The 19,039-nt window shown below is 62.6% G+C and carries 17 protein-coding genes and 2 tRNA genes; 9 read left to right on the top strand and 10 right to left on the bottom strand.

Going from position 1 to position 19,039, the window contains the following annotated elements:
- Window positions 1–16 precede the first annotated feature (16 nt).
- A complete protein-coding gene (locus MU551_RS07125) occupies window positions 17–598 on the top strand; it encodes a response regulator transcription factor (RefSeq protein ID WP_247041988.1) in 582 nt (193 codons plus the stop codon).
- Here MU551_RS07125 and MU551_RS07120 read toward each other — a convergent pair.
- The 6 genes from MU551_RS07120 to MU551_RS07095 all read right to left on the bottom strand — a co-directional run bounded on the left by MU551_RS07120 (window position 591) and on the right by MU551_RS07095 (window position 6,286).
- Window positions 591–1,397, bottom strand: coding sequence for an ABC transporter permease (locus MU551_RS07120; RefSeq protein WP_247041986.1), 807 nt, complete (start codon window positions 1,395–1,397; stop codon window positions 591–593). The two genes, MU551_RS07125 and MU551_RS07120, sit on opposite strands and share 8 nt — an antisense overlap.
- Entirely contained in the window at window positions 1,397–2,365 is a 969-nt protein-coding gene (locus MU551_RS07115; protein WP_247041984.1) for an ATP-binding cassette domain-containing protein, read from the bottom strand. Before MU551_RS07115 ends, MU551_RS07120 begins: the two co-directional genes overlap by 1 nt.
- A 135-nt stretch (window positions 2,366–2,500) precedes the next feature.
- Complete coding sequence (locus MU551_RS07110) at window positions 2,501–2,902, bottom strand: hypothetical protein (RefSeq protein ID WP_247041981.1); 402 nt, start codon at window positions 2,900–2,902, stop codon at window positions 2,501–2,503.
- Window positions 2,899–4,377, bottom strand: a complete 1,479-nt coding sequence (locus tag MU551_RS07105) for a calpain family cysteine peptidase (RefSeq protein WP_247041980.1) — start codon at window positions 4,375–4,377, stop codon at window positions 2,899–2,901. The genes MU551_RS07110 and MU551_RS07105 overlap by 4 nt, the downstream gene beginning before the upstream one ends.
- 115 nt (window positions 4,378–4,492) lie before the next feature.
- Window positions 4,493–5,422, bottom strand: a complete 930-nt coding sequence (locus tag MU551_RS07100) for a DNA-3-methyladenine glycosylase family protein (protein ID WP_247042351.1) — start codon at window positions 5,420–5,422, stop codon at window positions 4,493–4,495.
- A 183-nt stretch (window positions 5,423–5,605) separates the two neighbouring features.
- Window positions 5,606–6,286 (bottom strand): TetR/AcrR family transcriptional regulator, encoded by a 681-nt coding sequence (locus MU551_RS07095; protein WP_247041977.1) that lies wholly within the window; start codon window positions 6,284–6,286, stop codon window positions 5,606–5,608.
- Window positions 6,287–6,396: 110 nt separating this feature from the next.
- Here MU551_RS07095 and MU551_RS07090 point away from each other — a divergent pair, with 110 nt between their 5' ends.
- The 4 genes from MU551_RS07090 (at window position 6,397) to MU551_RS07075 (ending at window position 10,773) form a co-directional block, all read left to right on the top strand.
- Window positions 6,397–7,539 carry an epoxide hydrolase family protein gene (locus MU551_RS07090; protein ID WP_247041975.1) on the top strand — a complete coding sequence of 381 codons (1,143 nt, stop codon included), beginning with the start codon at window positions 6,397–6,399 and terminating at the stop codon, window positions 7,537–7,539.
- Window positions 7,540–7,671: 132 nt separating this feature from the next.
- Window positions 7,672–8,094, top strand: coding sequence for a VOC family protein (locus MU551_RS07085; RefSeq protein ID WP_247041973.1), 423 nt, complete (start codon window positions 7,672–7,674; stop codon window positions 8,092–8,094).
- A gap of 76 nt (window positions 8,095–8,170) precedes the next feature.
- Window positions 8,171–9,556, top strand: a complete 1,386-nt coding sequence (locus MU551_RS07080) for a cystathionine beta-synthase (RefSeq protein ID WP_247041971.1) — start codon at window positions 8,171–8,173, stop codon at window positions 9,554–9,556.
- A 35-nt stretch (window positions 9,557–9,591) separates the two neighbouring features.
- A complete protein-coding gene (locus MU551_RS07075) occupies window positions 9,592–10,773 on the top strand; it encodes a cystathionine gamma-synthase (protein WP_247041968.1) in 1,182 nt (393 codons plus the stop codon).
- Here the strand turns inward: MU551_RS07075 and MU551_RS07070 are convergent.
- The 3 genes from MU551_RS07070 to MU551_RS07060 are packed head-to-tail and all read right to left on the bottom strand — an operon-like array spanning window position 10,770 to window position 14,180.
- The gene (locus MU551_RS07070) at window positions 10,770–12,263 is read right to left on the bottom strand and encodes an APC family permease (RefSeq protein ID WP_247041965.1); all 1,494 of its coding nucleotides are present in this window, start codon (window positions 12,261–12,263) and stop codon (window positions 10,770–10,772) included. The genes MU551_RS07075 and MU551_RS07070 overlap by 4 nt on opposite strands.
- A complete protein-coding gene (locus MU551_RS07065) occupies window positions 12,260–13,471 on the bottom strand; it encodes a glutathionylspermidine synthase family protein (RefSeq protein ID WP_247041964.1) in 1,212 nt (403 codons plus the stop codon). Before MU551_RS07065 ends, MU551_RS07070 begins: the two co-directional genes overlap by 4 nt.
- Window position 13,472: 1 nt before the next feature.
- Window positions 13,473–14,180 carry a Tat pathway signal protein gene (locus MU551_RS07060; protein WP_247041963.1) on the bottom strand — a complete coding sequence of 236 codons (708 nt, stop codon included), beginning with the start codon at window positions 14,178–14,180 and terminating at the stop codon, window positions 13,473–13,475.
- Window positions 14,181–14,363: 183 nt separating this feature from the next.
- On the opposite strand from MU551_RS07060, the gene MU551_RS07055 reads away from it, so the two are divergent.
- From MU551_RS07055 to MU551_RS07040, 4 genes are all read left to right on the top strand, one after another.
- Complete coding sequence (locus MU551_RS07055) at window positions 14,364–15,017, top strand: MOSC domain-containing protein (protein WP_247041962.1); 654 nt, start codon at window positions 14,364–14,366, stop codon at window positions 15,015–15,017.
- Between the two features lie 413 nt (window positions 15,018–15,430).
- Window positions 15,431–17,695, top strand: a complete 2,265-nt coding sequence (locus MU551_RS07050) for a DEAD/DEAH box helicase (protein ID WP_247041961.1) — start codon at window positions 15,431–15,433, stop codon at window positions 17,693–17,695.
- Between the two features lie 214 nt (window positions 17,696–17,909).
- Window positions 17,910–17,981, top strand: a tRNA-Thr gene (locus MU551_RS07045).
- A gap of 61 nt (window positions 17,982–18,042) precedes the next feature.
- A tRNA-Met gene (locus MU551_RS07040) sits at window positions 18,043–18,116 on the top strand.
- A gap of 571 nt (window positions 18,117–18,687) precedes the next feature.
- Here the strand turns inward: MU551_RS07040 and MU551_RS07035 are convergent.
- On the bottom strand, window positions 18,688–18,951 hold the full coding sequence (locus MU551_RS07035; RefSeq protein ID WP_247041960.1) for a hypothetical protein: 264 nt from the start codon (window positions 18,949–18,951) through the stop codon (window positions 18,688–18,690).
- Between the last annotated feature and the right edge of the window lie 88 nt (window positions 18,952–19,039).

Here is a 19,039-nt window from a genome sequence, read left to right as displayed (position 1 = left end):
CCGCAACGCTGTCGAGTTGCTTGATGCCGTGCGTCGATTCTCTCCCGACGCCGTGCTAACTGACATCCGCATGCCGCCCGGCCACCATATGGAAGGCATCGAGGCGGCGCGCGCGATACGGGCTGAACATCCGGACACAGGTGTGGTGGTGCTGTCGCAGCACGCTGACGAAAGTTATGCGCTCGCGCTGTTCGCCGACGGTTCGGCGGGCCTGGGATACTTGCTGAAGGACCGCATTGGCGACCTTGAGGACCTCGTGCACGCGCTCCGTGAGGTGCAAGTGGGCGGTTCGGTCATCGACCCACAGATCGTCGACACGCTCGTGCGGCGCCGCAGCGCAGGCGCGGCGAACCCGCTTTCCGAATTGTCGCCTCGTGAACTCGACGTGCTGCGGGAGATGGCGCGGGGAAGGACGAACGCCGGCATCGAGCAGTCGCTCTACCTCTCGTCCTCCACTGTGGAGAAGCACGTCAACGCGATCTTCACCAAACTTCGCCTCCCCGCGACGGGGATACACCGCCGTGTTGCTGCGGTGCTCGCGTTCCTGCAGAGCGACGGCAACGCAGTGATCCACGAGGACGGCAATCCCCCTACTTGATGTTCCGGTTGGTTGTCCGCACGCCCACAAAAAGTCCGACGGCGGCGCTCACCACGGCTGCCAGCAGGCCCGCCAACGTGTCCGTTCCGACATTCCCGGCGAACAGTTCGCGTTCCGCGTTGACGAGGTAGGTTAGCGGGTTGAACAGGCTGGCCGTCTTCATCCAGTCAGGCCCAGCCTCGACGGGGAGCATGATGCCGGAGAGAATCATCAGCGGGAACAGCAGAGTCTGCTGCACTGCCCAGAAAATCCATTCCTTGCTTTGGGATACCAAGGCCAGGGCGTAGGACAGCGCTCCAAGCCCGATTCCAAAGATCCCCAGGATGACCAACCCGAAAAGCACATGCAGCGGGTAGAAGACAAAACCGAACGGTATGCACGCGAGAGCGATCAGCAGCCCCTGCACCACCAGTGGAGCCCATTCCTTGAGCGCCCGCCCGATCATCAGGGACGAGCGGGACAGGGGAGTGGCCAGGATCCGCTCATAGGAACCGGTCATGAGTTCATACTGCAGGTTCGAACCTGTCATCGATGTCCCGAAGAGCGCAATCATGACCACCACACCCGGAAGGAACCACTGAAGGGTTGATTGGCCGCCAAAAGCAGGCGCTCCTACCGCGGACCCCAGCAGCGGGCCGAACAGACCAAGGAAAACGAGGGGCTGGATCAGCGAAAAGATCAGCGAAAACGGATCCCGCAGCGGAAGCAGCATTTCGCGCCAGAAGACATAGCGGGTGTCCTTCAAAATCTGGAAGAGGCCAGGTTTCTTAATGACGTCCTGGCTGGTTCCAACAGCCATCAGCGGTTCGCTCCTTCCCGGAGGTTGCGGCCGGTCAGCTCCAGGAACACGTCGTCCAGCGTGGGAGGCTTCAGTTCCAAGGACTGTGCGGGAGCGCCGGCGTCGTTCATTTCCTTCAACAGCGCCGGCGCCAGCCGGGCGCCTTCGGGGAGCCGCAGGCGGAAGCGGACCACGCCGTCGGACGCGTTTTCCTGCAGTTCGCCGCCCGCCGCGGCGCGGCCCAGCAGCCCCCTGACGTCCTGGGCCGAACCTGCTGCAACCTCAACAGCCAGCAGATCTCCTGCGAGATTCGCCTTCAGCCGGGCAGCGGTGTCGTCGGCAATAATCTGTCCGTGGTCGATGACGATGACGCGCTCGGACATCGTGTCCGCCTCGTCCATGTAGTGCGTGGTGAGGACGATGGTGGTGCCGTACTCGGCGCGCATCCTCGTAATGTGCTCCCAGAGGTTGGCCCGGTTCTGCGGATCCATGCCGGTGGACGGCTCATCCAGAAACAGCAGCCGCGGCGAATGCATCAGCCCCAGCGCCACATCCATCCTTCGCCGCTGGCCGCCGGACAACTTGATCACGGTGCGCTTGGCGAGGTCGGTGAGATCAAGGGACTTCAGAAGTTCCTCTGCCCGCGCCTTGGCGTCAGCGGTGTTCATCCCGTAGAAGCGGCCCTGCATGATGAGTTCGTCGATCACCCGGAAACTGTGCCCGCCGCCGTTTCCCTGCCCAATGTACCCGATGCGTGCCCGCACTCCGGCCGGATCCGAGACCACATTCACGCCCGCCACGGTCGCTGTTCCGGAGGTGGGTCTCAGAAGGGTTGTGAGCATCCGCAGGGTGGTGGACTTGCCGGCGCCGTTCGGGCCCAGGAAAGCGACCAGCTCGCCCGGGGCAACATCGATGTTGACGGCCTTGACCGCCTCTACGGTTTCCTTTTTGACGACGAAATTCTTGCTGAGTTTGTCCGTGTGGATCATGAGTGACTCCAGAGAATGCGTGCTGCTAGTGCTCTGGTTCCGGGCTTGCGGGACTCTCTGGAGTCACGCTATACCCATACCGCGAGGGCGTCCACGGGCATCAGGACAGCTTCCGTCCGCTGAGCTTGGGCGGCCCTACGAGTCAGGCTGGTTGACGAGGTCGAACCTTGCCGTTCGCTCGCAAATGGCCGTGATCCTGATGGTGTAACCGGCGTATGTCGCTTCGTCGCCGACCTTGAGATCGCGGATCTCGATCGGTTCCCCGCTGGGTTCCGGAGAGATCATCTGGATGGTCACTGTTGGCGGTACATCACGGAAACGAATGCCCATCAGCCCGACTTCGGGCGTGTGCGCCCTTCCTTTGGCTGATTTCGGGAGACTCGGTGTGGATACATCGATTGCCTGATTCAGAAGATAGTGACCGGATTCCGTGCATTCGGCTGTCATGGTCGGATCCTTTGAGGGTATGGGCTGCTCGGCGCACGAGGTGACGAGCAGGACGGTCAGGAAAGCTGTGAGCCAGCGGGCCGCTGTCATTTGGCCATGATCGTGGCGTCGCTGAATTTGGATTTAAAATCATCCTTGGACATAAAAATATGGTCCGCTGTAGGCCTCCAGGGATTCTGGAGTTCTATGTACCCGTCCTTGGACCCAACGACGAAAAAGGCATGACCGGCTACGTAGCCCACTGGCGGATCCGCTGGATACTCACTTTGCGTGGTCACGATGATCGGCTGGCCGTTGGCGGCCGCGGTCCACAGTTTGTCGGCGTCCTCGGTCTGCTCACCCTGCGTTCCGGTCAGGTAAGCAGAGACATCCGGACCATAGTTCCCTTCAATGGCCCTGTAGCTGCCCGGGGGCCGGGCGATGTCGGGATTGCCTTGTCCGTCCTCGGGATCGTTGGCATCATCATCCGTATAAACCTGAGCGAGAGCTTTTTCAACATAGGCTGGCCAGTTGCCCCCCGGCGTTGGCTGGGCCCCTTTCAGAGTGCCATCTTCCTTGGCTGGCAGATCCTTGGTGACTGTAATCCACTGCCCGTCGCCGTTCTTGTCGTAGAGCTTGACTGATACGGTGCCGTTGCCGTTGTCCGTCACGTGTTCCTTTGCCCAGGAGGGATCATTATTGATGATTGCTCCCGCGGCAGACATGACCACACAGGTTCCGTAGTTGCCCTGGTCGATGTCGTTCTTCCCCTGACGCTCGCCGAGGACGGCTGAATCAGGAGTCAGCCAGCTATTGGATGCATCACCCTGCGCCCCTCCCGGAGCCGCAGCGTCGCCGTTGGCTTGGCCGTCGGGCTGCGCCCAGGGGATAAGGCTGCTGAGGCGGTCCACCTGTTCCGGTGAGGCCTTCGACAGCAGCTGGTCCAGGAGCTGGTGTTTCTCGAAGGGCGTGGTTCCCTCCCAGTTGAAGAGTCCTTTGCCGTCTGAGACGGAACCCTCCGCCAATTTTGTAAGCTCGTCGTCGGACAATGTCTTCAGAAATTGGTCCAGCTGGGCAGGCTTCAAGTCGGCAAGAGCATCCCGGAGCTCGTTGACGTCGTTGTCGTTGCCTTCAAACAAGTCGTTGTTCACTCCAGCATCCCTCACGAGGCCTTTCAGCTTCTCCAATTGCTCATGGCTGAGGTCCGCTTGCCCTTGGTCCGGGTGCCGGGGAATGGAATGATCTGCGCGTCCCGCAGGCGTGTCCGGGTTGCTGTTGCCTTGGCCTGCACCGCCAATGGCGCGGCCGCTTCCTGATACTGCGCTGGTCTTTTCCTGCTCATCAGCGTTGGCTTTGGCCACCTTGCCGGCGGATGCAAGATCCTGGATAACCTTCTCGAGGAGCGCACGATGCTGCGTATTCCAATCCCTGCGGAAGTTGTCGGCATCGGCGCCTTTCCAGGCAGCGGAAGCTTGGACATGTGCGGACAACACCCGCTTCGCGAACGCCATCGCTGTTGAAGCGTCGTTCAATTCTTTGCCAAGCGCCCGCAATTGGGCAACGTCTGCCCCATAAATGCCTGCCATGCTTCCCCCGGTGTCCTGCTGCTGATCCTATTGAAGCCTAGGCTATTGCGGGCGAGGGAGTGATGGGGAGAACTCTCCTGCCCTGCTGATGGTGATTGTCGATGAGGCGGGGAGCTCAGTGCCGTCGGTGGTCCTGGATGGTCATTCGGGGCCCAAACGTGGGTTTGCGGAAGCCGCTCAGCCCGATCATCCTGACTACACGCTGGCGGTGCCCCTTCCAGGGCGCCAGCAGGTCCAGCATGCCGGCGTCGTCCGTTCTCCGGCCAGTCAGAGCTGCGCCGACGTACGCCGCGAGATGGTAATCACCCACGGCGATGGAATCCGGGCAGCCGTGCGTCCGCTGCACTACCTCGGCGGCGGTCCACACCCCGATTCCCGGGATGGTCTGCAGCTTTTGGGCTGCCTCCACGGCCGGCAGTGCGGCGAGGCGTTCAAGCGCGACGGCGGAGCGCAGCGCCCGCATGACGGTCGCGGACCGCTGGGGTCCCACTCCCGCCTGGTGCCACTCCCAGGACGGAATGCGGAGCCATGCCTCGGGAGTGGGTGCGACCAGGAGCCCGGCGGGGGCAAAGGTGCCGGCGCCGGGGGCTGGGGTGCCGTGCCGGTACATGAGGTAGCGGTAGCCGCGGCGGGCCTCGATGACGGTGACCTTCTGCTCCAGAATCGTGGGCACCAGAGAATCTATGACCCGACGGGTGGAGGGCAAACGCACGGCCTTGTTCCGGCGTCGGGCTTCAACCACCAGCGCAGGAAGCGTGGCGTGGAACGCCGGTTCATCAAAAGCGGACCAGTCATCCCCGGCCCCGAGCAGAGCCGGAACTCCGTCCAACGCTGCAGCGCATCCAGGACCCCATGCGGCAGCGTCGATTACGGTGCCGGAACCGGACGCCCAGGGTGAGAGGCGCAGGGTGGCCGGGCCGTCCGGCGTCGTAAAGGCCATCCAATATCCATCACGCCGGATCCTGGCGGCCGGGTCTGAATTTCCGCGCAGAAGGATGCCGAGTGTTTGGAGGAGGTCGTAGTCCCCGTCTGGTGACCACTGCACCGAAGCGTCGGCGGCCCTTGCCCCGCCGGCGGTCGCCGTCCCCGCGGGAAAGGCCGGAGCGTCGGCAAACGCGGCGACAGGCGCCAAGCCTGTGTACGGAGGAGCAGGGGTCACATGACTATGCTCCCACGCCCGGCTGACAGGATTGCGGACGGGGCAGCGGGTGCCAGAACATGTGCCCCCTCAGGCCTCCTGCCGCGGGACCCAGCGCTCGCCGAGCTCTGCGTCGGTGGGAGGAGGGGCGGAAAGAGTGCCGGCCGCGGGATGCGCCCGAAGTCCGTCCATCAGAATGTCCAGGTACCGGTGCCGAAGGGCAGCAGTTCGCGCCTCATCCTGAAAGCGGATGGCCGTGAGCTGTTCAAAGATCATGGGAATGTCATTGGAGTCCGCGCCCGGGCGCAACGTGCCGGCCTCGGCAGCTCTGTCAAAAATCGCCTGCGCCATCAGTGTTGCACGCGTCGAAAGCTCGCCAAGTTCAGGGGTTGGGGTGAAGGTTCCTGCAAGCTTGACAGTCAGGGCGTGGACGTCCGCATCAACGATTCCTCGAACAAACTCCTTCAGCGCCGTGTAAGGATCCGGCTGTCCGTCCGCGTGCCGCTCTGCGATCGAGATGAACGTGTGGAGGCCGTCAGCACAGAGCTTCTGGAGGAGCTGCTCCTTGCCTGGATACCGCCTGTAGAGCGCCGAGATGCCGACGCTGGCCGCCCTTGCTACCGCGGAAACAGGGGCCTGGGGGTCTTGCAGGAAGACGCTTCGGGCGGCCGCGAGGATGGTGTGGTCATTGCGGGCTGCCTCTGCACGGCGGCCGCTAAGCCCCGGTGTGGACTGGCTGGGCGAACCGGTGGGCTCCAACGAAGTGCTCATAAATTCCAGAATACCACTTGAACGGAACGCTTCGTTCCGTTAGAGTGGCAATAACGGAATGAAGCATTCCGTTTCGGAAGCCAAATAGATTCCCGCCCGAGGAGAACACCATGGAAATGGAAGCAACCAACCCGGAAATGGCCCCCCAACACCAGAGCATTCACCCCTTCAAGGTAAATGTTCCCCAGTCCGAGCTTGACGATCTCTACGCCAGGCTGGACAGGACACTCTGGGCGGACGAGCTCCCCGACTCCGGCGCTGCCTATGGAGTTCCAGTTGCCCGTGTTCAGCATCTCCTGACCCACTGGCGCAAGACCTTCGACTGGCGTGGTTTCGAGGCAAGGCTGAACAGCTATCCGCAGTTCACCACGGAGATTGACGGGCAGAATGTCCACTTCCTGCATGTGAGGAGCGGTAAAGCCGACGCGATCGGGCTCATCCTGACCCACGGCTGGCCGGGATCCATTGTTGAATACCTGGACATCATCGACCCTCTCGTGGCCGCGGGCTATGACGTTGTGGTTCCGTCCACTCCCGGTTTTGGCTTCTCCGGCCCCACAAAGGAACGAGGCTGGGACCAATACCGCGTGGCCAGGGCCTGGGTTGAACTGATGGCCAGGCTCGGATACGAACGCTACGGGGCGGTTGGAAATGACGGCGGCTCTATCATCTCCCCGGAGGTCGGCCGCCTCGATCCCGCCCATGTCATCGGGGTGCACGTCACCCAACTCTTTTCCTTCCCCACCGGGGATCCCGCAGAATTTGCCGATCTGACGCCCGAGGAGGAGTCCGCGATTGAGCACCTGAAGTGGTTCTGGGAGAATATGGGTGCTTTCAACCAGTTGCAGTCCCAGGCTCCGCAGACACTCGCCCACGCACTTGCCGACTCGCCAGCAGGCCTTCTCGGCTGGAACAGCCAGCTTCTGGGCGAAGATCTGGATGACGACTTCGTTGTGGCCAACGTCGCCATCTACTGGTTTACGCGGACCATGGCTTCGTCACTGCGGTTCTACTACGAGATGGCCAAGACGCAGGAGCACACGGAAGGACCAACCACGGTACCCATCGCTCTGGCCGCTGGCGGCAGGGATTTCCAGTCGATCCGACGCTTCGCCCAGCGTGACCACAGCAACATTGCCGCCTGGACCGTCTACCCGGAACACGGCCACTACGCAGCCCATGAGTCGCCGCAGGCCCTGTCTGAAGACATCCACGCTTTCTACAGCAGTGTGGCTGTGCTGACAGCAAATTAGCGGACGTCCAAGGGGTGGCATTTCCCTCCGCAGGGCCCTCCGGCCGCTTACCTGAAAAGGGCCCCGAGACTAGAATTTGCGTGTGGCGCGGACCGCCCGTGCCAGGCCTTTTCGAATTGTCAGGTGAATCACATGGCTGGAAAAGTTGTGCATTTCGAAATACCCACCGAGAACCAGGACCGTGCCCGGGACTTCTATAGTTCCGCCTTCGGCTGGGACATCAGTCCGGTGCCGGATATGGACTACAACATGGTGATGACAACCCCCTCCGATGAGCAGGGCCTGCCAAAAGAACCGGGCTCCATCAACGGCGGAATGTTCAAGAAGGAGGGGGAGCTGACAGTCCCCGTCATCACCGTGGACGTTGAGGACATCGACGCCTCCCTGGCCAAAATCGCAGGCCTCGGCGGCACGGTGGTTTCCCCCAAGCAGCCAGTAATGGACATGGGCTTTGCGGCGTACTTCCGTGACACCGAAGGAAATCTCATGGGGCTGTGGCAGAACGCCTCGCCCAGCGAACAGAGTGCGGCGGCCGACCAGCGGCCGGCCGGGTAGGGATCAGTGCACTGCCGGGAAGAAGGGGGTGTGGCCGACCAATGCGATGCACGGGACTAGCGGTAACTTTGTACCTATGAAGTATGCCCAGTCCATCCTGGACCTCATCGGCAACACCCCGCTGATCAAACTGAACCACGTCACCGAAGGCATCAGGGCTACCGTCCTGGTCAAACTCGAGTACCTGAACCCCGGCGGCTCCATCAAGGACCGCATCGCGGCCAAGATGATTGAGGACGCCGAGCGCAGCGGCAAACTCCAGCCTGGCGGAACCATCGTGGAACCAACCTCCGGGAACACCGGAGTCGGACTCGCACTTGTAGCCCAGCAAAAGGGCTACAAGTGCATTTTCGTGGTGCCGGACAAGGTGGGCGAGGACAAACGCGCAGTCCTCCAGGCCTACGGTGCGGAGGTCGTAGTCACTCCCACCGCCGTCGCGCCTGACAGCCCACAGAGCTACTACAGCGTCTCGGACCGGCTCGTGACGGAGATCCCCGGCGCCTACAAGCCGGACCAGTTCTCCAATCCGGCCGCCCCGGGCAGCCACTACCTGACCACCGGCCCGGAAATCTGGCAGGACACCGACGGCAAGGTCACGCATGTGGTGATCGGCGCAGGAACCGGCGGCACCATCACAGGTACCGGGCGGTACCTCAAGGAGATCTCGGCTGACCGTTCCGAGTCCGACGGCGGCCGGGTCAGGATCATCGGGGCGGACCCCGCCGGTTCGGTCTATTCAGGCGGAACCGGACGGCCCTACTTCGTCGAGGGTGTGGGCGAGGACATGTGGCCCGCCAACTACGACAAAGCCGTCCCCGATAACGTCATCGCCGTCACTGACGGGGACTCCTTTGCCATGACCAGGCGCCTGGCCCGCGAGGAGGGGCTCCTGGTGGGAGGGTCATCGGGAATGGCCGTTGTTGCCGCCCTGCAGACCGCCCGGGACCTCCCGGAGAGCGCGGTGGTAGTGGTCATCCTGCCCGATTCGGGCCGCGGTTACCTCGCCAAGATCTTCAACGACAAGTGGATGCGCTCCTACGGCTTCCTGTCCGGCGGGGAGGAAACCTCTGTGGGAGAGGTGCTCAAGTCCAAAACGGGGGAGCTGCCTGACCTGGTGCACATTCATCCCAATGAGAGCGTCCGCGACGTCATCAACATCATGAACGAGTTCGGCGTCAGCCATATCCCGGTCCTGTCACAGGAGCCACCGGTGGTCATGGGTGAGGTGCTGGGCGCCGTCGATGAACGCTCGCTGACTGCCAAACTGTTCCGCGGGGAAGCCAAGCTGACGGACAAGATCGCCGAGCATATGGGGGACAAGCTGCCCGTCATCGGCTCGCTCGAAACCATTTCCGCCGCCCGCGAGCTGCTTTCCGACGTCGACACAGTGATGGTGACGTTCGTCGGCGCCCCGGTGGGAATCCTCACCCGCCACGACCTTCTCGCCTACCTCAGCCACTGACCGCCTCCCTACTCAGCAACGACTCAAGGAGCATCATGCCCGTCCCAGAATCCGCCGGCTTCAACACCCGCGCCGTCCATGCCGGCCAGGCCTTCGAACCACGCACCGGCGCCGTGGTTCCACCGCTGCACTTCAGCTCCACTTACGCGCAGGACGGGATCGGCGGGCTCCGGGACGGTTACGAATACGGCCGCGGCGCCAACCCCACCCGCGACTCCCTCCAGGAGCAGCTTGCTGCCGTGGAAGGCGGCACGGCAGCCTTTTCCTTCGGCTCAGGCCTGGCCGCGGAAGATTCCCTCATCCGGGCGCTTACCCGGCCGGGGGACCATATCGTTCTCGGCAATGACGCCTATGGCGGAACGTACCGTCTGATCAACGGCATCCTGGGCGATTGGGGCATCGGGAACACACCCGTGGATATGGCCAACCTCGATTCCGTGAGGGATGCGGTTGCGGCCAACAAAACACGGTTCGTCTGGGTTGAAACCCCCTCCAACCCGCTCATGAAGATCACCGACATGGCGGCGCTCGCCGACATAGCGCACGACGCCGGGGCCCTCCTCGTGGTGGACAACACCTTCGCGTCCCCCTACCTTCAGAACCCGCTCGCCTTCGGGGCCGACGTCGTGGTTCACTCCACCACCAAATACATCGGCGGCCACTCCGACGTGGTGGGCGGTGCCCTGGTGGTCAACGATCCGGAGCTGGCGGACAAGATCGGCTTCGTGCAGTTCGCCGTCGGAGCCGTCTCCGGTCCGATGGACGCCTTCCTGACCACCCGCGGGCTCAAGACCCTGGGTGTGCGTATGGATCGCCACAGCGAGAACGCCCAGGCAGTGGCGGAATGGCTGCTGGAACGCCCCGAGGTGGAGGCTGTGCTGTATCCGGGCCTGCCATCGCACCCGGGACACGAGCTTGCCCGGAAACAGATGAAGAAGTTCGGCGGGATGGTCTCCGTCCAGTTCAAGGAAGGAGAGGCCGCGGCCCGGAAGGTTGCCGAGTCCACTTCAGTCTTTACCCTGGCGGAGTCCCTTGGCGGGATCGAGTCCCTCATGAACTACCCGGCGGAGATGACCCACGCTTCCGTCAAAGGCACGGAACTGGCTGTCCCCGAGAACCTCATCCGGCTATCGTGCGGAATCGAAGATGTTGAGGATCTGATCGCCGACCTTGACCATGCCTTCTCGTTCATCTCCAACGGCCGGACAGGCAGCTAGCGCAAAGCTGGTTGTTTGCTGACGAAGTAACCGCGGGTGGCCGGTGCAAACCGGCACACCACGGCCAGGACCACGCCCAGCGCCAAGAGGAGCACCCCGCTCACAAACGCGCCGCCCACCCCGAAGATCTCTGTGTCACCGTAGGCCGGGTCCCACATCTGGACCGCGGAGATGAAGAAGGCCGCCGTCAGCATCAGCGCACCAAGTAAAGGCAGGATGCCGCGGAACCACAGGTTCCTGGCTGATTGGCGCAGCGTTCCGCGGAAGAACCAGAAACAGGCATAACCGGTCAGCGCATAGTAAAAGGCAATGAAGAGGCTGATCGAGCTGATGGAATCGGACAGCAGGTTTTCACTGAGGATGCTCATGGCCACGTAGTAGGCGATGGCTGCGACGCCCATCACGGTGGTGGAGAACCCCGGGGTCTGGTTGCGGGGGTGGACTTGGCCGAACCTGGCCGGCAGAGCCCCGTGGACTCCCATGGAGAGCGTTCCCCTGGCAGTGGGCAGGATGGTGGTTTGGGTTGAGGACAGCACTGAGGCGAGCACCGCCACCACAATGAGCCAGCCCCAGGGGCCCAGGACAACATCCTTCATGGCGACAAACACATCGTCCTGGTTTTCGGCGTTACCCAGGCCAATTCCCTCCGTACCAACGGTGGCGTACAGCATCACCAGGAGGGCCACGGAAACGTAGATGGCCACGAGCAAAAAGGCGGAGATGACGGCTCCGCGGCCGGGGGTTTTGGTGGGATTTTCGGTTTCCTCATTGACGGCCAGGCAGGTGTCCCAGCCCCAGTAGATGAAGAGGGCCAAGAGCGCCCCGTGCACCACGGCCCCGGGATCGGCAAAGGCACCGACCGGGTTGAACCATTCAATATCGAACGCCTGGCCCTCCGGAGCCCCACCCGCAATCCTGAACACCAGGGCCAGCACAAAGATGCCAAGGGAGATGTACTGGACGTACGTCAGCACGCGCTGGACGTGTTCGCCCAGGCGGATGCCCCGGTAGTTAACCAGAGTCATGAGGGCGATGAAAAGCACGCCGGTTGCCGTGACAAGGAGGCTGTTGTCCGCCAAGGACCCGTCACCGACGAGCAGCCAGACGTATTGGCCCGCTACTTGGGCGAGGTTGGCCAGCACCACAATGCCTGCCAACGCGACACCCCATCCGCCGAGCCAGCCAGCCCACGGACCGAAAGTACGGCGTGCCCAGATGAACGTGGTGCCGCAGTCGGGCATGGCGCTGTTGAGTTCGCGGAAGGCGTACGCGATGAACAGCACGGGGATGAAGCCCAGGAGCAGGATCAGGGGAGTGTAGTTGCCGTTGACCGCCACTATCAGCCCGAGCGTGGCCGCCAGCGAATACACCGGAGCGGTTGACGCCAGGCCCAGCATGACGGAGTCACCGAGGTCCAGGATCCCGGCCCGCAACCCTTTGGAGGGAACGGGCGAACCGGGGACTCCCGGCGTCGTTGTCTCGGTGCTCATAGTGCAATACCTGCCTTGCTGGATTGTGCCTGGGCTGAGAGGGGAGCAGGCGCGTCAATGGTGTTGGGGACAAAACGGCAGAAGTAATCGGTGATGGGTCCGTCGGATTCGCGGATGCCGCAACCCACGGATTCTCCGTCCACCACCCACAGCCCCAGCACCGGATGGTTGCCGTCAAAATCAGGGAGCGGGTGGTACTGCTGGTAGCACCAGCCTTCACGGCCATATCCGCCGGGCATCTCCAGGTTGATGCCGGGAGCGTTGATGCGGATATTGTCCCCTTCGCGCCCATGCAATGGCTTGGCCACCCATTCCTTGAGTGGCCCGGGATCGTTCAGGTAGGCCGGAAGCAGGTTGGGGTGGTCGGGATAGAGGTGCCAGAGGGCGGCCAGGAGCGCTTTGTTGGACAGGAGCATCTTCCAGGCAGGTTCCACCCAGCGAGGGTTATGGGCTCGCTGCAGGAGGCGATGGCCAAACGGCTCCTTCATCATCAGTTCCCAGGGGTAGAGCTTGAAGATGGTGCTGATCATGAAGTTGTCCAGGTCCACAAAACGGTTGAGGTTCGGGTCCCAGCCGATATCGGACATGTTGATGCCGATCGTGGTCCACCCGGCCTGGCCTGCCACATCACGCATGTAAGCAGCAGTCATCCAGTCTTCCCCGGATTCCTCGGCCTCAGAGTGGGCAATATGGAGGGTGCTCATGCCCGTCCGGTACTGGAGCTTCTTCCATTGCCGGATGAGGGCTTCGTGGATCCCGTTCCATTGGTCCTTTTCGGGAAAGACGTCCTGCAGCCAGAACCACTGGGCCACGGCGGCCTCAAGCAGGCCGGTAGGGGTATCGGCGTTGTATTCCAGCATTTTGGCGGCGCCACCCTGGCCGTCATAGATGACATCGAAGCGCCCGTAAATGTCCATGTCGCCGGCCTGCAGGGATTCTGCCGCCAGTTCCAGGGCCTGCGGTCCAATCCCGATGGGCCCCATGGCACCCGTGGCCAGATACTTCGCCGCCTCCAGGCACATCAGGTGGAGGTCCTCGGCAGTCTTTTCGAGGGTTTCCACCTCGTCCATGCTGAACTCGTAGTAGGCGGCTTCGTTCCAGTATTCGATCTTTTTGCCGTCCGGCATGGTGGTGGTGGAGAAAACCAGTCCCTGCTCCTGGATCTTCTCTTTCCAGCCGGGGCGGGGAGTTGAGGAAAGCCTCTTCACGCTATCCGCCCGTGCTTCCGCCCTTGGAGCTGCTGCCAAAGCCGCCCCTGCTGACAGTGCCGCCCTTGGTGCTGTAGCCGGTGGAAGCCTTCGCGCCCTCAGGGATTGTTCTGGTGAAATTTGGGTAGCTGGTTCGGTTCTGACCCACTGGCGGAACGTTGGCGCCGCGGGAGTAGAAGTACCACGCGTAGAGTCCGCCGCCTCGGCCGGCGCTGCTGTTGCACTGGGTGTCCTCCACCCGTTCGCCCGTTGCTTCGTCGAAACAGACCTGCGCGTAGTCCGGCTCGTCAGCGTTGCTCGCCACGATGGCGGTGATGGTTCCGGCCAAGAGAGCAGTAACGCCGAGGCCGACGACGACGGTGCGGCGCTGCGAACGCTTTTTCCGTGCCGCCATTTCCCGCTCCCTCTCACGGGCGAAGGGGTCGAGCAGCGGAGGCGGTCCGTCCTGTGGCTCTTGTGATTGAGCAGGGGGATTCTGTGGATTCAGGAGTTCTGGACGAAGCTCGGGCTTCGGAACCTGGAAAGGAGGCGCCTTGGACCCTGAGGGGTCCGGTGTGAAATCTGCAGGGGAGGTTTTCCACTCCGGCTGACCTGTGGCCGGCTCATTCGCACGCCCGGGCCCGGAGGAATCCTTTTGTGGTTCCTCGGGCTGTGGTTCCTGTGACGGGCGGTGGTTATCGTCCCGGCTGCTGTCCTGATTCGGGTTCATGGGTCCCCCTTGCTTGTCCATGCTGACTCCGTTGGCGCACTGCGGGCATGGTCTAACGCCGGAGTGACAATCCTGAAATCAGCCTAGCCGTTGCAAACCCTGTCCGCTAACAGTTTTTGGGGGAGAAGGACCCATCCGCAGTCCACCCGGCAGGCGGTTGGCGGGAGAACCTAGACTGTTGCCATGAACACCGCCGCCGTGCTTGCAGTCTGCCGCGTACACCAGCTCCTCCAGGACGAGGGGAGCGTGGGTGTCACCGCCATCGACAAGCGGGCAGTGACAGGCCCGGTCAAGGTTCACAAACTCGGCCTGCACGCCGATATCCAGGCGAGCCGCCTCCATCACGGAGGCGAGGACCAGGCCCTGTATGCCTACTCGCAAGCCGATGCTGATTACTGGACTGGCCAGCTACAGCGGGAGCTTCCGCCGGGAATCTTCGGCGAAAACCTGCGCGTCTCCGGTATCGAAACCACCGGGGCCATCATCGGCGAACGATGGAAAATCGGGCTGGACGTCGAGGTGGAAGTAACGTCCCCCCGAACACCCTGCGCCACCTTCCAACGCCGGATGGACGAGGCCCAGTGGGTCAAGCGTTTTGCGGAAGCAGGAAGGGTGGGGACCTATCTGCGTGTCGTCCGGACCGGAACCATCAGGGCAGGTGACCACATCCACAGGCTTTACGTGCCCACGCACGGAGTGACTATCGGTAAGTGGTTCAGTGAACCGACTGTTGAGGACATGGAGGCCCTGCGGGACGCCGACGCCGACGGCGAGATCCGCTTGCAGCCGGAGTTCCAGGAGGCTTTTGCCAGACTTGAGCGCAGGCTCCAGGCCTAGGCCTCGTCCGCCGTCATGCGGGAGAGCGGTGCGCCGTGTGCGCAAGCTCACGCCCGCCGTCGGCCTCCCGATTTCCCTGAGTTGGCACCTGTACCCTACACTTGAAACATCCCCCACTCCGGAAATCCCTTATTCTTGCCCAATTTTTGAGGCAGGACTGGCAAGTGTTGGGGCCCGACAATGTGATTGCGGGCATTTTCATAGGGAGAGCCGGCTAAAGAAAACGCTGTACAGACTGCTGGGATAGCAGCCAAGAGATGCAGCGGGAAGTCCTGCCACGGGATTGCGAAAGCGCCGGACTTCTACGTGACCGGCCGGTCAAAGTATGCCCGGCATCCACGGCACATGTACTGCGGCTCCGCTCACCCTCGGGTTGTGCCGCCTGGCCCCCTATGGATGAGGAATTCTTCCCTATGCCCGAAAATCAGAACGACCCCTTCGAAGCGAACACCGAGATCGCTGCCGGCGTCGAGACTCCCCAAGCAGCCGCACCGGCTGACTCCACCCCCGTCTTCACCGAAGCCGCTCCCGTAGAAGCTGCTCCCGTTGAAGCTGCGCCTGCCGTTGAAGCTGCTCCCGTTGAAGCTGCGCCTGCTGTTGAAGCTGCGCCTGCTGCGGAAGCTGTCCGCGAAGAAGCCCCGAAGGCTGACACGTCCGCTGGTGACGCTGACACCGAGGCCGAAGGCATCCGCTTCGTGGACCTCGGCATCGATCCCCGCGTCCTTGCCGCGCTGCAGGACGTCGGGTACGAGAAGCCTTCCCCCATCCAGGCAGCAACCATCCCGCTGCTGCTCGAAGGCCGCGACGTCGTGGGCCTGGCCCAGACCGGAACCGGTAAGACTGCAGCATTCGCAGTACCGGCACTTTCCCGCCTGGCCGAGCTCCACGACCTCAACGGCCCCTCCCGCAAGACGCAGGCCCTGGTGCTGGCTCCGACCCGTGAGCTTGCACTCCAGGTTGCCGAGGCCTTCACCTCCTACGCCAAGCACATTGACGACTTCACCGTTCTCCCCGTTTACGGTGGCTCCGCTTACGGTCCCCAGCTGGCCGGCCTGCGCCGCGGTGCCCAGGTTGTTGTCGGTACCCCGGGCCGTGTCATCGACCACATTGCCAAGGGTTCCCTGGACCTCTCCGAACTCCAGTACCTCGTGCTGGATGAGGCTGATGAAATGCTCCGCATGGGCTTCGCTGAAGACGTTGAGCAGATCTTCCAGCAGACCCCCTCGGACCGCCAGGTGGCACTGTTCTCCGCCACCATGCCAAGCCAGATCCGCCGGATGTCCAAGCAGTACCTGAACAACCCGGCTGAGATCTCGGTGAAGTCCAAGACCACCACCGGCGCCAACACCAAGCAGCGCTACCTGCAGGTCATGGGCCCGCACAAGCTCGACGCGCTGACCCGCATCCTCGAGGTTGAAGAGTTCGACGGCGTCATCGCCTTCGTGCGCACCAAGATGGCAACCGAGGACCTCGCCGACAAGCTGAAGTCCCGCGGTTTCCAGGCTGCCGCCATCAACGGCGACATCCCGCAGCAGCAGCGCGAACGCACTGTTGAGGCGCTGAAGGAAGGCCGCATCGACATCCTGGTCGCCACCGACGTTGCTGCCCGCGGTCTTGACGTGGAACGCATCAGCCACGTCATCAACTACGACATCCCGCATGACACTGAGTCTTACGTGCACCGCATCGGCCGTACCGGCCGTGCAGGCCGCTCGGGTGACGCGATCCTGTTCATGACGCCGCGGGAGAAGTACCTGCTGCGTTCCATCGAGAAGGCTACGCGCCAGCCGGTGGAGCAGATGCACCTGCCGACTGCCGAGACTGTGAACACGCTGCGCCTTGGCAAGTTCGCGGAGAAGATCACGGAAACCCTGGCATCGCAGGACGTCTCCGCCTTCCGTGACCTCATTGCCTCCTACGAGGAAGAGCACAACGTTCCCGCCGCCGAGATCGCTGCAGCACTGGCCGTCATGGCTCAGGGCGGACAGCCGCTCCTGGTCAAGGAACTGCCTGCTGCTCCTGAATTCCAGAAGCGCGAACGCGCCAAGGACGGCTTCGGCTCACGTGGCCCCACCCGCACGCTTACCGAGGGCAACGCCACCTACCGGATCGCCGTCGGACGCCGTCAGCGCGTTATGCCGGGATCCATCGTTGGTGCCATTGCCAACGAAGGCGGCATCTCCTCGGCCCACATCGGAGGCATCGACATCCGCTCGGACCACTCCCTCGTGGAGCTCCCGGCGGACCTCAGCGCCGACCAGCTGCGTGCCCTGTCCCGTACCCGGATCGGCGGCGAGCTGATCCACCTCGAGCTGGACAACGGACGCAAGCCGTCCGGTGGCGGCGAGCGTGGCGGCTACCAGGGCAACCGTGGCGGCGACCGCGGCGGTTACTCCGGCGGAGACCGTGGCAACTTCAAGGGCAACGGCGGGTTCAAGAAGGAATTCCGGAAGAACGACGGCGACCGCGGCGGTTACGCCGGCGGCGAGCGTTCCTCGGCTGACCGCGGTGGACGCACCTACAGCGAACGCACTGAGCGCAGCGTTGGAGCCGACAGCGGCGCCAGCCGCGGACAGGCCAGCGACTCCCGCTTCGCCGGCCACGGTGACGGCTCACGCAAGCCCCGCCACGGCAACGAAGGCGGACAGCGCGACTTCAACCGCAAGGGCAAGTGGTAAGCCCAGCTAGTCCCTGAGAACGGGCCGGCCTTTACAGGCCGGCCCGTTCCTTTTAAGTGCCGGAAGTCACCTCGTTTTAGTGCTGGGCAATCCGCTGTCTGGGCGGGTTCCGGGCCCATAAAAACGCCGCGGGATCGGCTGAATCCCGGCCTTTCGTGGCTTCCCTTCCTCGATTTGTTGGTGGGAAGAATGTCCGGTAGAGTATTTACTCGTTGCCCCCCTAGCTCAGTGGTAGAGCGCGTTCTTGGTAAGAACGAGGTCACCGGATCGATTCCGGTGGGGGGCTCTGAATGAGGGCCTGTGTCAAGGCGGTTTTGACCGGCTTGGTGCAGGTTTTTCTCATTCGTGGCGGTGTAGCTCAGTTGGTTAGAGCGCACGACTCATAATCGTGAGGTCGGGAGATCGAGCCTCCCCACCGCTACAGTTTCCGCAGGTCAGAGGCCTAATGCCTCTGACCTGCTTCTGTTTTAAGTACCCGATCCAACGGAAACCCAACTAATTGGGTGATGTAGCGCCGGCATCCGCAAGACGGGCGAACAACTCTGCACCAAGTGGAGTGGCGTGGACGGACTGCCCATACACGTCTGGCACCCCGGAGTTCACACCCTGGATACCGGAGGTTACAACAAGTCCGGCACCCGAAAGGTCCTGAACTAGGGGTAAAACGGCCTGATTGAGCCCGACATTTTCCCCAAGTTCGCTGAGCTTCACACCGTGCCCGGTCTGCCAGTACTTTGTTTCACTACCAGACCCCCAGTGTGCGCGATGCTCTAGAAGAGACTGGAGAATTCGTATATGGGGAGGTTCAACTGATCCAATGATCCTGATCCACACCGCTTCCGGTTCTAGCAGGGCTTCGTCGGCAAGGATGGAACCGAGAACTCGTCCAAGGGCGGAAGCCTTACCCTCGAGTCGGGAGCGCCTCGCCGCGTCGATCGCCTCCGCAGCGAGAAGAGCAAAGTCGTCACGCTCTATGAGTTGATGCACGACTGTTAGGGGTCCAACGTTGACTCCTCCGAAGCGGACTGAAGCAATTGAGCAAGCCGTGCCTCCTGCTGTTTGCTGAGTTTCTCTCGCAGCCCGTCGAGCGCAGCCATCCCGACGGCCACCGGTACGGTAATACCTGGGATCACTGCATTGAGAGCCGCTGCCCCCGCTGCCAGTATTATTTTGCCCGCACTCCCTGAGAGCGCTTGCTCCGGAAGCGGATCGATTTCTGGATGCATCTCATCCCCGCCGGGATCAATTGAGTTCACGTGACCGTCCTGTCTGAAACTTCTTCGCTTCATCTGCGGGTTGGGGTGCCATAGAGGCGAGTAAGTCAGCCCTTCTCGGCTTCGCCGC

This window comes from Arthrobacter rhizosphaerae (assembly GCF_023062595.1).
Lineage (GTDB): Bacteria > Actinomycetota > Actinomycetes > Actinomycetales > Micrococcaceae > Arthrobacter > Arthrobacter rhizosphaerae.
Note: the sequence above shows the minus strand (reverse complement) of the source record. Positions and strands in the feature narration are given on the sequence as shown.

Coding starts and splice junctions, on each gene's coding strand:
- MU551_RS07120 (WP_247041986.1), bottom strand. CDS start 1,397: ATGGCTGTTGGAACCAGCCAGGACGTCATTAAGAAACCTGGCCTCTTC.
- MU551_RS07115 (WP_247041984.1), bottom strand. CDS start 2,365: ATGATCCACACGGACAAACTCAGCAAGAATTTCGTCGTCAAAAAGGAA.
- MU551_RS07110 (WP_247041981.1), bottom strand. CDS start 2,902: ATGACAGCGGCCCGCTGGCTCACAGCTTTCCTGACCGTCCTGCTCGTC.
- MU551_RS07105 (WP_247041980.1), bottom strand. CDS start 4,377: ATGGCAGGCATTTATGGGGCAGACGTTGCCCAATTGCGGGCGCTTGGC.
- MU551_RS07095 (WP_247041977.1), bottom strand. CDS start 6,286: ATGAGCACTTCGTTGGAGCCCACCGGTTCGCCCAGCCAGTCCACACCG.
- MU551_RS07090 (WP_247041975.1), top strand. CDS start 6,397: ATGGAAATGGAAGCAACCAACCCGGAAATGGCCCCCCAACACCAGAGC.
- MU551_RS07085 (WP_247041973.1), top strand. CDS start 7,672: ATGGCTGGAAAAGTTGTGCATTTCGAAATACCCACCGAGAACCAGGAC.
- MU551_RS07080 (WP_247041971.1), top strand. CDS start 8,171: ATGAAGTATGCCCAGTCCATCCTGGACCTCATCGGCAACACCCCGCTG.
- MU551_RS07075 (WP_247041968.1), top strand. CDS start 9,592: ATGCCCGTCCCAGAATCCGCCGGCTTCAACACCCGCGCCGTCCATGCC.
- MU551_RS07070 (WP_247041965.1), bottom strand. CDS start 12,263: ATGAGCACCGAGACAACGACGCCGGGAGTCCCCGGTTCGCCCGTTCCC.
- MU551_RS07060 (WP_247041963.1), bottom strand. CDS start 14,180: ATGAACCCGAATCAGGACAGCAGCCGGGACGATAACCACCGCCCGTCA.
- MU551_RS07055 (WP_247041962.1), top strand. CDS start 14,364: ATGAACACCGCCGCCGTGCTTGCAGTCTGCCGCGTACACCAGCTCCTC.
- MU551_RS07050 (WP_247041961.1), top strand. CDS start 15,431: ATGCCCGAAAATCAGAACGACCCCTTCGAAGCGAACACCGAGATCGCT.